Genomic DNA, 13,355 nt, shown 5'->3' on the forward strand with positions numbered 1-13,355 from the left:
GATATGTCTATTTCATCCACCTGCGGCCCGGTGCGGGGACCGATTCCTCCCCGCACCGGCCCGCGAGCCTCAGCCGACGGTGCAGGTCTCACCGCCCAGCGTGAACGCGGCCGGCTTCGCGTTGGCGCCCGTCACCGTGCCGGTGAAGCCGAAGCCCGCCGAGGATCCGGGTGCCACCTTGCCGTTCCAGCCGACGTTCGTCACGGTCACCTTCGCCCCGGACTGCTGGTGGGAGGCGTTCCACATCTGGGTGACCTTCTGGTTCCCGGGGAACGACCAGCCCAGCTGCCAGCCGTCGTAGGCGGTGGTGCCGGTGTTCGTGACCGTCACATCCGCCTGGAATCCGCCGGACCACTGGTTGGTGACCTTGAACGTCACGGAGCAGGAGGAGTCGCCCGGGTCGGGGTCGGGATCCGGGTCGGGATCCGGGTCCGTGCCGCCTCCGCCGGTGTCCGAGGTCTCGCCGACCTGGATCCCGCGGCCGTTGGTGGAGACGTAGACGCGCCCGTACACCCTCGGGTCACCGGTGATGGCCGCTCCGGTCCAGGCCCACTGGTGGGCGTCGTCGTTGATCCTCGTCCAGGTGGCACCCTTGTCGGTGGACCGGAAGATGCCGCGCACCCCGCCGATCTTCGCGCTGGTGTAGACCGTCTGGTACGAAGCGCCCGGGGCCGCCTTGCCGAAGCCCACACTGTCGGCCTGCTCGACGCCGGTGAACCTGGTGAAGGTCGCGCCCGAGTCGGTGGAACGCCACAGCCCGTAGGAGCCGGCGGCCGCGCCGCCCGCGAACCAGATGTCGCCCTCGGTGCCGGGCAGCGCCTTGAAGCGGACGTTCCCTTCGGCCGGCAGGCCGGTCGCCCCGGCGGTGAAGCTGGCGCCGCCGTCGGTCGACACGTAGAAGGTTCCGGCCTTGAACCCGTAGAACTTCTTCGGATCGACACGGTCGGACTCGACCGTCGCCCCGGCCGGGATCCCGGTGGAGGCGGTCCACGTGTTCCCGTAGCCGGTGGTGCGGTGGACACCCGCGCCCTCCGGGCTCCACACGAACCCGCTGCCGTCGGCCGCCGCCGCGACCGTGCCGCCGCCGGTGACACCGGAAGGCTCGGACGCCTGGAACCAGTTGGCCCCGTTGTCGGTGGAGAAGCCGATGTGCGGAGCGGCGTCCGCGTTGCCCACCCTGACGACCGTGCCGGGGGAGGTCTCCGCGAAGTCCAGGCTGGTGGTCGAGTCCAGGTTCGGGGAGGTGAACATCATCGCCGGCACGGCATCGAGGTCGGTGTGCCGGAAGCCTCCGATGTCGCCGAGCGCGCTGAGCAGCGGCGCGCCGGAGGGAGGACTCGCCAGGTCGTTGACGGCCGTCTCCTCCAGCCCCTTCACCATGGGTGTGATCTTGAACTGGCCGCCGGAGTCCCAGGAGGTGAGGTTCTCCGTGCCGAAGACCGTCGCACCGGTGCCGTACATCATCCGGTCAGAGTCGAACGGGTCGACCTCCAGGGCCTCCGTCATCCAGCCCAGCTTGGGGGAGGTCTCGGGCGGCGAGGGGTTGGCACCCCAGCTGAGCCAGGGCACGGAGGAGACGTCCAGGGTGTACCGGTTGGAGCGATTGGGGTAACTGGTGTAGTCCCAGGCCTTGGACCAGGTGGCGCCGCTGTCGGTGGAGCGGAAGATCTGGGTGTCGGGCCACCAGGAGCTGTAGGCGGTCGCCATCAGGGTTCCCGGTTTCTGCCGGTCGACGGAGAGGCCGCTGAAGCCGTGGTAGACGTCGGCCTCCGCGACCGGGCTGACGTCCGTCCACGCTCCGGAGTCCGTGTCGTACCGCCAGATCTGGCCCTTGGCACCGTCGTACGGGCCGCCCGTGTCACTCGTGGTCAGGTACAGGTGGCCGGTCGAGGAGTCGAGTACGCCCTTGTGCGCGAGGTATCCGGTCGGCTGGCCGGCGATCCTGGACCAGGTGCTGCCGCCGTCCGTGGAGCGGTAGACGGTATTCTGCTTGTCGGCGACCCCGACGTAGATGTCCTGGGTGGCGCTGCCCGCGCTTCCGGAGCGCTCGTCGAAGGTCACCCACACGATGCCCTGGTTGTCGTTGCCGTATCCGCTGGTGTCGGTGGGGTCCGCGACGTAGTTGCCCGGGTTGGGGAAGGCGGTGACCTCCGACCAGGTGACGCCCGAGTCGGTGGACCGCCACAGGCCCTTGCCGCTGGGGGCGCCGAGGTACAGCACGGAGTTCTTGTTCGGGTCGACCGCGAGCCGCTCCCCCATGCCGCGTCCCGGCATGTTGCCGCCGAGCTTGAAGGGCAGCGTGGCGGCCTTCCAGGAGGCGCCCCGGTCCGAGGAGCGCAGGACCGCCCCGTTCGTCGGGTCCCAGCTGTTGGTGTACGTGCCGACGGCGGCGTACACGTTGTCCGGTTCGGCCGTGTCGGAGGCGAGGCTCACCACCCCGGACCAGCCCCACCGGTCCCAGTCCACCCAGTCCGTCAGCGGAGTCCACCGCTTGCCCGTCTGGTCCCAGCGGTAGGCACCGCCGATGTCGGTGCGCGCGTAGGCGAGGTTCTTCTCGGACCGGTTGAAGACGATGCCCGGGACGAAGCCGCCTCCGTCGATCCGTGCGTTCTTCCAGGTGTACGTGTCCGCGGCGATGGACACATCCGATGCTTCGGCCACGGCGGGCCTGTCGTCCGGGCGTGCGACCGCCGGGGTTCCGGTGGCCGTTAACCCGGCAGTGAGGGCAAGTGCCGCCACTAGGGCGGCGATCGGTCTGGCGCTCAGGCGCACGGAAACGTCCTCTCCGAGCTGGTCCGCCGAACTGCGGCGGTACGGGACTGACACAGAGGTGGGAGCGCTCCCATGAAGCACCCCGATGGTAGCGCCGCGCGCCACCCGAGAGAAGGGTGGTGCAGTCGTTTCATCGGATGAATCAGACCCTCACTCCGCGACGCCCCCTCAGGCCCTCACCGCCCACGCCCGATCCACCCCGCACCCGCCACGAGGGACGGCACATCTTCTCCATACATCAGGAGGTCGCGTGCCACGGTGGGCACGAAATACCGGAATGCACTCCATGAAAGCGCCTTCCATTCCCGGACGGCACATACGAAAATAGAGTCGTGTTCACCTTTCACGAACGCGTGAATATCGATAGCTTCCGAATTCTCCGCACCGACCCGCACGCCTGGCGACCGGAATTGCGGGAAGCTCGGGATCGGGGAAATCTGCACACGGCGTGCGCACACCGACCATGCGACCCGGCACGAAACGCCTGGTCCGGGCGAGCCCTTGGGGCGATTGGGGTGGGAGTGCCCCACTTGGGGGGTGCGACGGGGCGACTGCTCGGAATTCATCCGGTGAAGCTCGTGAAGAATCTGCCGCCACGGAATGAACACTTCTGCACGTAAGTCGATTCCAGCGGTCCGATAACCACGGATGCGCCGCAGTCCGATTGGCTGTGCGAGGCACAGGCGTGCTTTGATCCTGGGCCATACGGAGGCCGCGGTACGGGTTTCCGTACATAAGCAATTTCCATACGAAGGGCAGCGCTCATCATGAACTACACCCCCCAGGTCGAGACCGCCGAGATCTCCGACAGCGACCTCGACAACGTCTCGGGCGGCCTCGTCGGCGGCGTGCTCGGCAACGTCACGGGCACCGTCGAGGGCATCGTCCCGGTCGCCGGCGTCGTCGGCTCGGTCACCGGTCTCGTCGAGGGTGCCACCGGCGTGAACACCGGCGCGGTCACCGGCCTGGCCACCGGCCTCACCGCCGGTCTCTGAGACACGGCAGTACCCCACCGAGCCCCGGAACCCGTCGGTTCCGGGGCTCGGTGCCGACCGCTGACAGGTGAGGGAAGAGTTACGTGCAGTTCCGCCAGCAGGCCCTTTCCAAGCTGCAGTCGCCCGAACAGCTCGACCTTCCGGTGCGCTTCGCCCGCCCGCAGGGCCTGCTCGTGCTCTGCGTCACCGTCGCCGTGATGGCCGCCGCCTGCTTCTGGGCCGTGACCGGTTCGGTCGCGAGCACGCTCGACGCGTCCGGCATCCTCACGCACACGCGCGGCAGTTACATCCTGCAGAGCCCGGTCGCGGGACAGATCACCGAGGTGCTCGCCGACGAGGGCGAGACGCTGCCCCGGAACTCCCCCCTGCTCAAGGTCCGTACGGAGAAGGGGGAACGCGTCGTCCGTACGATCGACGCGGGCCGGCTCACCTCCGTGACCGCCACGATCGGAGCCGTGGTGACCACCGGCGCGGACGTGGCGAGCGTCGAGAGGATCGACGGCGACGACGACCCGCTGGTGGTCCTCCTGTACGTCTCGGGCAGCAGCGCGGCATCGGTCCCGGTGGGCGCCTCCGTGGACGTCACCGTCCAGTCGGTGCCCGCCCAGCAGTACGGGGTGCTGCGCGGCGAGGTGGCCGCGGTCGGCGGGGCCGCGCAGACGCGGCAGCAGATCACCCGATTCCTCGGCGACGCCCAGCTGGGCCAGCATTTCTCCCGGCACGGGAGGCCGTTGGCGGTCCTGGTGAGGATCGAACGCTCGGACTCCACGAAGTCCGGCTACCGGTGGTCCTCTGCCGAGGGTCCTCCGTACGCGATCGGCTCGATGACCCTGGCCACCGGCTCCGTCCGTCTCGCCGACCAGCGACCGATCGATTGGCTGCTCCCGTGACCGCACCTCACCCCTCCCCCGCCGCCACCCGGCAGCTCCCCCCTCCGGGCCGCGGCAGGCACCGTCCCGAAGGCACGCCGGGCTCCAGGCGGCGGGCACCCGCGCCGAAGCCGGGGCGGACGAAGTCCGTGCGCACGCCCACCGTGCTCCAGATGGAGGCCCTGGAGTGCGGTGCGGCCTCGCTCGCGATGGTGCTGGGCCACCACGGCCGCCACGTACCGCTGGAGGAGCTGCGGATCGCGTGCGGCGTCTCACGTGACGGCTCACGCGCCAGCAACGTGCTGAAGGCCGCACGCGGTTACGGCCTCCGGGCCAAGGGCATGCAGATGGAGCCCGCCGCCCTCGCGGACGTCCAGGCGCCCGCGATCCTGTTCTGGGAGTTCAACCACTACGTCGTGTACGACGGCACGGGACGCCGGCTCGGCCGGCGCGGCGTGTACATCAACGACCCCGACAAGGGGCGCCGGTTCGTGCCCACCGAGGACTTCGACACCAGTTTCACCGGGGTCGTCCTCGTCCTCGAACCCGGTGAGGACTTCCGGCGCGGCGGCCGGAAGCCGGGCGTCATGGCCGCTCTCCCGGCCCGGCTGCGCGGGACCACGGGCACGATGCTGGTCGCCCTGCTCTCCAGTCTCCTGCTGGTGGCCGTCGGTGCGACGCTCCCGGCCCTGAGCCGCACCTACATCGACATGTTCATGATTGGCGAACAGACCTCGCTGCTGGGCGTCCTGTTCGCCGCCATGGGCACCATGGTCGCCCTCACCGTCGTGCTGACCTGGCTGCAGCAGGCCAATCTGCTGCGCGGACGCATCATCTCGTCCACGCTCGGCAGCGCGCGCTTCTTCCGGCACCTGCTCCGGCTGCCGGTCACCTTCTTCTCGCAGCGCAGCCCCGCCGACCTCGTCCAGCGACTGCAGTCGAACGACGCGGTGGCCGAGACGCTCGCCCGGGACCTCACGGCGGCCGGCGTCGACGGTATCGTCGTGCTGCTCTACGCGTTCCTGCTGTGGACGTACGATCCGCAACTGACCGTCATCGGCGTGGGAATCGCGCTGCTCAACGTGGTCGCCATGCGCGTCGTCGTGCGCATGCGTGCCACCGGCACCCAGAAGCTGCGGGCGGACAGTGCGCGGCTGACGAACACCTCGTACACCGGTCTCCAGCTGATCGAGACGATGAAGGCCACCGGCGGCGAGGACGGGTACTTCCGCCGGTGGGCGGGGCAGCACGCGACGACACTGGAGGAGCAGCAGCGCCTCGGGGTGCCGAGCGCCTGGCTGGGCGTCGTCGCTCCCGCCCTCGCGACGCTCAACAGCGCCCTGATCCTGTGGATCGGCGGGCTGCGGGCCGTCGAGGGGCACCTATCGATCGGCCTGCTCGTCGCCTTCCAGGCGCTGGTGACCCGCTTCACCGCGCCGGTCACCCGGCTCAACGGGGTGGCGGGCCGGGTCCAGGACTTCGCCGCCGACGTGGCCCGCCTCAAGGACGTCGAGAACTTCCCGGTCGACGCCTTGTACTCCCGCCCCGAGCCGGCGGCGAGCACCCGACGTCTCAAGGGCCATGTGACGCTGGAGGACATCACCTTCGGCTACAGCCCCCTCGACAAGCCTCTGCTCACCGGTTTCTCCCTGTCCGTGGGGCCGGGGCAGCAGGTGGCGCTCGTCGGCGGTTCGGGCAGCGGCAAGTCGACGGTCTCGCGGCTCATCTCGGGGCTCTACAGCCCGTGGGAGGGGACGATCCGCATCGACGGTCAGCGTCTGGAGGACGTTCCCAGGGGCGCGCTGGCCGCGTCCGTGTCCTTCGTCGACCAGGACGTCTTCCTCTTCGAGGGGACGGTCCGGGACAACGTGGCGCTGTGGGACCCCTCGGTCCCCGACGAGGCCGTGGCCGAGGCCCTGCGGGACGCCGCCCTGTACGACGTGGTCGCCCGCCGTCCCCGCGGCCTCCACAGCCGGGTGGAACAGGACGGCAGGAACTTCTCCGGAGGGCAGCGCCAGCGCCTGGAGATCGCCCGGGCCCTCGTGCGCCGCCCCAGCGTCCTGGTCCTGGACGAGGTGACCAGCGCGCTGGACGCCGAGACGGAGCGGATCATCATCGACAACCTGCGGCGGCGCGGCTGTGCCTGCGTCGTGATCGCACACCGGCTGAGCACCGTCCGCGACAGCGACGAGATCGTGGTCCTGGACCACGGGACGGTCGTGGAACGCGGCCGCCACGAGAATCTGGTGGCCGCCGGGGGCGCCTACGCCGAACTGGTCAGGGAGCACTGACGTGACATCCGCACATCCCGTCGCGGGCGCCGGGGCCCCCGGGCAGGACCCGGTGACCGGCGCGCTCGGGGCCCTGGGCGAGCCCGTCGACTGCACCGGACTGCGCAGCCTGTCCCTGGAAGGCCCCCAGGTGCTCTGGCTCGTCGTGGGCGGTGCCCTCGACCTGTTCGCCGTGGACGCGCTGGAGCAGGGGCACTGGCACTTCCTGGGCAGACTCGAGCCGGGGACCCTCGTCCTGGGCCCGGTCGAAGGCCCGCAGCACACCCTGGTCGGACGACCGCTCCAGGAGTGCGCGCTGCGCCGCATCCCGCTGCGTGAGCTGTACCGGCCCGCGTACGCCGGCCAAGGGACGCACGAGGGGCAGTACCGCAGCCACTACGACACCGGTGACGCCACCCTGAGTCTGCTGGAGCACGCCTTCTCCCTCGGCGTGGGCCGCAGCCAGCGGGTGCTGTTCGAGGCCCCGCTGGACGGACGGACCGCCTTCGACGAGACTGCGGGCGACGAGGACATCCTGTGGCTGCCGGTGTCGCCCGGCAGCGTCCAGTACGGCGCCGCGTTCAGCGCGGAAGCCGCTGGTGACCTGCTCGTCGACCCGGACATGTGGCAGGGCATGGTCAACCAGCAGTACCGGCTGCTGTCGGCGCTGGACCGTTGGATCGAGCAGCTGGAGCGCGCCCACGAGGACAGGGCCGCGGCCGGCATGAAGGCGGGCGAGGCCGTCCGCAAGGAGGCCGACCGGGCTCTGCTGACCTCGATCGGCCGGTCCGGCAGGGGTTCTTCGCCCACGACGGGCGGATCGGACGACGCGGTGTACGCGGCCTGCCGCCTGGTGGCCCGCGATTCCGGGATCGTCCTCGCGGAGCCCGTGACGGGCGGGGCGGTGAGCGAGCGCGTCGACCCGGTCGAGCGGGTCGCGGTCGCCTCACGTGTCCGCACCCGCGCGGTGCGGCTGGACGGGCGCTGGTGGCGCGAGAACGCCGGTCCGCTGGTCGGTCACCGGGCCGCGTCCGGGGCGCCGGTCGCCCTGCTCTGGCGCCGCGGCCGCTACGAGGCGGTCACCCCGCTGACCGGGCGGCGCAGCCGGATCGACGGTGCCTCGGCCGGGGAGTTCGACGAGAGGGCGGTGATGTTCTACAGGCCACTGCCGGAACAGCCCCTCAGGAAGCGGCAACTGCTGCGCTTCGCCCTGTTCGGGACCCGGGGCGACCTGCGCAATCTGCTGCTCGCGGGACTGGTGACGGTCGCTCTGGGGGCCCTGGTGCCGGTCGCGACCGGCAAGGTGCTCGGCGTGTACGTCCCCCAGGCGCAGAACGACCTCATCGTGCAGGTCTCGCTGGCCGTCATCATCGCCGGCGTCGTCTCGGCCGCCTTCATGCTGCTCCAGAACCTCACGATCCTGCGGATGGAGGGGCGTGTCGAGAGCACGCTCCAGCCCGCGGTCTGGGACCGCCTGCTGCGGCTGCCGACGAAGTTCTTCACCGAGCGTTCAACGGGAGAGCTGGCGAGCGCGGCGATGGGAGTGAGCGCCATCCGCCGGGTGCTCTCCGGCACCGGACCCGTCGTGGTGCAGGCGGGCACACTCGGCGCGATGAACCTGGGCCTGCTGCTCTGGTTCAGCGTCCCGCTGGCTCTCACCGCCGTCGCCATGCTGGTGGTCATCGCCGGGGTGTTCCTCACCATGGGCATGTGGGAGCTCCGCTGGCAGCGCCGGCTGGTCGAGCTGGGCAACAGACTCAACAACCAGGCGTTCCAGACGCTCCGGGGGCTGCCCAAGCTGCGCGTCGCGGCGGCGGAGAGCTTCGCGTACGGGGCCTGGGCGGCGGAGTTCGCGCGCAGCCGTGAGCTGCAGAAGCGGGCGGGCCGGATCAAGAACCTGACGACGGTCCTCAACGCGGTCTACCTTCCGCTGTGTTCACTGGTCATCTTCGTCCTGCTGGCCGGTCCGGCACGCGGTTCCCTGACGGCCAGTGAGTTCCTGACCTTCAACACGTCCGTGACCATGCTGCTGACCGCCGTCACCCAGCTGACGGGTGCGTTCGTGTCCGCCGCGGCGGTGCTGCCGATGTTCGAGCAGATCAGGCCGGTGCTCGACGAGGCACCCGAGGTACGTGGCACCAGCACCCAGCCGGGCGCGCTCTCCGGGGGGATCGAGGCGCGCGGAGTCACCTTCCGCTACTCCGACGACGGACCCGTCGTCCTCGACGAGGTGTCGCTGACCGTACGGCCCGGCGAGTTCGTCGCGATCGTGGGTCCCAGCGGATGCGGGAAGTCGACGTTGTTGAGGATGCTGATCGGCTTCGACAAGCCGGTCTCGGGCAGTGTCCTGTACGACGGCCAGGACCTGGCGGCGCTCGACCGGGCGGCCGTGCGCCGTCAGTGCGGGGTCGTCCTGCAGAACGCCCAGCCGCTGTCCGGGTCGATCCTGGACTGCATCTGCGGCGCCGAGGTCTTCACGCAGGAGGAGGCGTGGGAGGCCGCCGCGATGGCGGGGCTGGCCGAGGACATCAAGCGCATGCCGATGGGGCTGCACACCATGATCTCCGGGGGCGGCTCGATCTCCGGGGGCCAGCGCCAGCGGCTGATGATCGCCCAGGCACTGGTGCGACGCCCCCGCATCCTCTTCTTCGACGAGGCGACCAGCGCCCTCGACAACGAGACCCAGCGCACCGTCATCGAGAGCACCAGATCCCTGCGGGCCACCCGTGTCGTGATCGCGCACCGGCTGTCCACGGTCATGGATGCCGACCGCGTCGTCGTCATGGCGGACGGCCGTGTCGTCCAGGAGGGGCCGCCCGCCGAGCTCCTCGCGGACACGGGCGGGCGGCTCCACGAGCTGGTCCGGCGCCAGATGAGCTGAGGGCGGGCCCGCCGGAGTCCGTGGCCGCGCTCATCCCGCGGGCAGGGGCTGCTCGGTCCAGATGGTCTTCCCGGAGCGGGTGTAGCGCGTGCCCCACCTCTGGACGAGCTGCGCGACGATGAACAGGCCGCGCCCGCCCTCGTCCTCGTCGCCGCTGTAGCGCAGGTGCGGTGAGGTGTGGCCCGCGTCCGCGACCTCGCACAGGACGGTGCGATCGCGGATGAGGCGTACGTGCAGCGGCCCTTCGGCGTATCTGACCGCGTTGGTCACCAGCTCGCTGACGACGAGTTCGGTCGCGAACGACAGCTCCTCCAGGCCCCAGCGGCCCAGTTGTCCGGTGGCCAGCTCCCTCGCCCGGCCGACGGCGGCGGGTTCCGAGGGCAGCTCCCATTCGACGACCTGCGAACTGTCGAGTTCGCGGGTGCGGACGAGCAGCAGGGCGGTGTCGTCGGGTGCCGAGCCGTCCGGCAGGAGTTCCGCCACGGCACGGTCGCACAGCGCTTCGAGCGACGCGCGCCGGTCGCCGAGCACACGTCCCAGGGTGTCGAGTCCATCATCGATGTCGCGGTCGCGGGCCTCGACGAGGCCGTCGGTGAAGAGGGCCAGCAGGCTGCCCACCGGCAGCTCGAACTCCATGGACTCGAACGGCAGGCCGCCCAGGCCCAGGGGCGGGCCGGCCGGCAGGTCGAGGAGCGACGGCCCGCCGTCCGGGGCGACGACCGCCGGCGGCAGGTGCCCGGCCCTGGCCATGACGCACCGCCGCGAGACGGGGTCGTAGACCGCGTAGAGGCAGGTCGCCCCGGTGGTCACGTCGGCGTCCGTGCCGTCGGGTGTGCCCGGCTCGCCCCGGCGCCCCTCGGCGGACTGGCCGACCAGGTCGTCGAGGCGCGAGAGCAGTTCGACGGGATCCATGTCCAGCTGGGCGAACGCCCGTACGGTCGTGCGCAGCCGCCCCATCGTGGCGGCCGCTTGCAGGCCGTGACCGACCACGTCCCCGACGACGAGCCCGACCCGGGTCCCGGACAGCGGGATGACGTCGAACCAGTCACCACCGACCCCGATCACGTCGTCGGCGGGCAGGTAGCGGTAGGCGAACTCGACCGCTGACTGCTCCGGCACGTGGTGCGGCAGCAGCCGGCGCTGGAGCGCCAGGGACGCGGCGCGTTCACGGGTGAAGCGGCGGGCGTTGTCGATGGACACCGCCGTCCGGGCGGCCAGCTCGTCGGCCAGTGCCACCTCGCCGCCGTCGAAGGCGGCCGAGCCGGTGCCGCGGATGAAGGTGACGAGTCCCAGCGTGCTGTTCCCGGCTCGCAGCGGCACGACGAGGACCGTGTCGTCGACCACGAGGCCGCCCGAGGACAGGCTGCGGTCCTGCGGCGAACCGGGCGGGTAGTCCACCGGTGGGGGGCGGGCGTCGGGAGGGTACTGCCTCTGTGCACCGGGGTCCTCGGCCGCGCAGCGGGCGACCCGTACCAGGGACATCGCGGAGGGGTCGCCGGTGGCCGGCACCTCGCCCTCCAGGACCACCCTCGAGAGGTCGACCGTGACCGTGGCGGCGAACTCGGGAACCGCGACCTCGGCGATCTTCTCGGCGGTGACCCGCACGTCGAGGGCGGTGCCGATTCCGCGGCCCGCCTCGACGAGAAGGGCCAGGCGCTGCTGTGCCTCGTAGCGGTCGGAGATGTCGAAGGCGTCCTCGCACACTCCGAACACATGACCATCGGCGTCCTGGAGCCGGTAGTAGGCGCAGGACCAGACGTGGTCCGTGTCCGGGTCACTGGGCGGCCGGCCCCGGAAGTGCAGGTCGACGAACGGATCGCCGGTGTCCAGTACATGCCGCATGACCGTGTCGAGTGTGGGCGGATGCCCCTGTGTCACGAAGCTTCCGTCGGAGTACAGCTCGTCGGCCCGGAGGCCGCGGAAATGGTCGAACGGCCGCCCCATCTCCTGCTCGAACGCCGCGTTGCACCAGGTCAGGCAGAGATCGGTGTCGTAGATGGCCAGGCCGAGCGGCGACTGGGCGGCCAGTCCGTTCAACAGGGCCAGCCGGGACTCCCACCGCCGGAGATCCCCCAGCTCCGCGGCGAGGAGGACGCGTTCCGCCGTACCGGCACCGGGCAGAGGGCACACCGCGGTGACGACGGTCAGCTCATGCCCGTCCCGGTGCCGGGCGGCCCTGATGTCGTTGCCCCCTTGCCGAGGGGGGACCGGGTGGGCGTGGGGCGCCGGACCGGGTGACAGGAACGTGGCCAGGGGCCGGCCGACGATCTCGTGCGGCCGGTACCCGAGCAGCCGTTCCGCGGCGGGGCTCCATCCGATGACCGTGTCCTGGGCGTCGAGCACCGCCGTGGCGGCCCTGGTGACATCGAGGGGGCCACGAAAATCGGCAGTATGCTCCGTGTTCCATGCAGTCATGGCGCCACACCGGCCGCCCTTCGTCCCCTACAGAATCCGCCGCCCTCGGTGGGAGCACAACCGCGGCACACCTGCCGGACCGGAATCCGGCTGGTGTGCCGCCACCGCGCCGGGCGCCCGCAGTCGCCGCGCGCCCCGGCGGCGTGCCCCTGAGCTGATCGGTCGAGCTCATCCGTCGGGCTGAGCGGTGCGGCGGGAGGGCGACGTCCGTGGCCCTTCCCCGCGCCCTTCGCGGTCTTCGGCCCGGGGGTGGTGGGTCAGTCCCAGCGGTCCTGGTTGATGAAGCGGCTGAAGCCGCGCCAGGAGTTGGGGCCCATCACGCCGTCGATCGCGCCGGTGTAGCCATGAGCGGCGGCCAGCCGCTGGACCGCGGCCCAGGTCTGGGTACCCGGGACCCCGTCGACGGGACCGGTGTATCCCCAGTCACGCATGTTCCGCTGGAGCGCCGCGTACGTGTTGGCGCCCGGGACCCCGTCGATCGGACCGGTGTACCCCGACTCGATCCGCAGCCAGTTCTGCGTCCGCTGCCACATCACCGGACCCGGCACACCGTCCTGCTCGGTCGACGTCTTCGGCAACCCACCACCCCCTCCGCCTCCCAGGTAGTTCAGCGGGTTGACCCGGGTGCCGCCCGGGGTGATCAGATGCCAGTGCACGTGCGGTCCGGTGGAACTGCCGGACCCGGGTGCGCCGACGGCACCCCCGGAGTACCCGACGATGCCGCCCTGGCCGACCGAGGTGCCGTTGGCCAGCAGGAACCGCGACAGATGCATGTACTGCGTCCGGTAACCGTCGCTGTGGGTGATGGTCACCGTGTGTCCGCCGGTCCCGTTGTCGGGGATGTTGGTGACGACACCGGCGCCCGCGGCGGGGAGCGCGGTGCCGACCCCCATCCCGTAGTCGAGGCCGCCCAGTGAACCGTCGTTCAGGTGGTCCTGCCAGGTGCCGGTCATCCGGTAGCCGCTGAACGGGTTGTAGATGTCCAGCGCCTGGGCGGGGCCCCCCGAGAGGAGCACACCGCCGGCGGCCATGCCGAGCGTGGTGACGGAGCCGCGCAGCAGCGTGCGCCGGCTCAGTTCCCTCCGAGGCCGTTCATCCCGGGCATCGTCGGACACGTGGTTCTCGCACACGTCAACTCCCTTGGCAGTAATAC

7 protein-coding genes are annotated in these 13,355 nt (G+C 70.9%); 4 read left to right on the plus strand and 3 right to left on the minus strand.

What is annotated here, in order from left to right:
- Positions 1 to 69 precede the first annotated feature (69 nt).
- The gene (locus tag ACIRJR_RS16365; protein ID WP_403780144.1) at positions 70 to 2,772 is read right to left on the minus strand and encodes a cellulose binding domain-containing protein; all 2,703 of its coding nucleotides are present in this window, start codon (positions 2,770 to 2,772) and stop codon (positions 70 to 72) included.
- 767 nt (positions 2,773 to 3,539) lie between these two features.
- Here ACIRJR_RS16365 and ACIRJR_RS16370 point away from each other — a divergent pair.
- The 4 genes from ACIRJR_RS16370 to ACIRJR_RS16385 all read left to right on the plus strand — a co-directional run bounded on the left by ACIRJR_RS16370 (position 3,540) and on the right by ACIRJR_RS16385 (position 9,787).
- A complete protein-coding gene (locus tag ACIRJR_RS16370) occupies positions 3,540 to 3,767 on the plus strand; it encodes a type A2 lantipeptide (protein ID WP_103515690.1) in 228 nt (75 codons plus the stop codon).
- A gap of 83 nt (positions 3,768 to 3,850) precedes the next feature.
- The gene (locus tag ACIRJR_RS16375; protein WP_403780147.1) at positions 3,851 to 4,657 is read left to right on the plus strand and encodes an HlyD family efflux transporter periplasmic adaptor subunit; all 807 of its coding nucleotides are present in this window, start codon (positions 3,851 to 3,853) and stop codon (positions 4,655 to 4,657) included.
- Positions 4,654 to 6,927, plus strand: a complete 2,274-nt coding sequence (locus ACIRJR_RS16380; protein WP_403780150.1) for an NHLP family bacteriocin export ABC transporter peptidase/permease/ATPase subunit — start codon at positions 4,654 to 4,656, stop codon at positions 6,925 to 6,927. The genes ACIRJR_RS16375 and ACIRJR_RS16380 overlap by 4 nt, the downstream gene beginning before the upstream one ends.
- A gap of 1 nt (position 6,928) precedes the next feature.
- Complete coding sequence (locus ACIRJR_RS16385) at positions 6,929 to 9,787, plus strand: NHLP bacteriocin export ABC transporter permease/ATPase subunit (protein WP_403780153.1); 2,859 nt, start codon at positions 6,929 to 6,931, stop codon at positions 9,785 to 9,787.
- A gap of 30 nt (positions 9,788 to 9,817) precedes the next feature.
- On the opposite strand, the gene ACIRJR_RS16390 is transcribed toward ACIRJR_RS16385, so the two are convergent.
- Both ACIRJR_RS16390 and ACIRJR_RS16395 read right to left on the minus strand, forming a co-directional pair.
- Complete coding sequence (locus ACIRJR_RS16390) at positions 9,818 to 12,202, minus strand: SpoIIE family protein phosphatase (RefSeq protein WP_403780156.1); 2,385 nt, start codon at positions 12,200 to 12,202, stop codon at positions 9,818 to 9,820.
- A gap of 257 nt (positions 12,203 to 12,459) precedes the next feature.
- Entirely contained in the window at positions 12,460 to 13,332 is an 873-nt protein-coding gene (locus ACIRJR_RS16395) for a peptidoglycan DD-metalloendopeptidase family protein (RefSeq protein ID WP_403780159.1), read from the minus strand.
- Positions 13,333 to 13,355: the final 23 nt, after the last annotated feature.

The sequence above is a fragment of the Streptomyces sp. NPDC102402 genome (genome assembly GCF_044765765.1).
Classification (GTDB): Bacteria; Actinomycetota; Actinomycetes; order Streptomycetales; family Streptomycetaceae; genus Streptomyces.

Excerpts from the sequence above, each read along its gene's own strand:
- ACIRJR_RS16370 (WP_103515690.1), top strand. The coding sequence starts at position 3,540 with ATGAACTACACCCCCCAGGTCGAGACCGCCGAGATCTCCGACAGCGAC.
- ACIRJR_RS16390 (WP_403780156.1), bottom strand. The coding sequence starts at position 12,202 with ATGACTGCATGGAACACGGAGCATACTGCCGATTTTCGTGGCCCCCTC.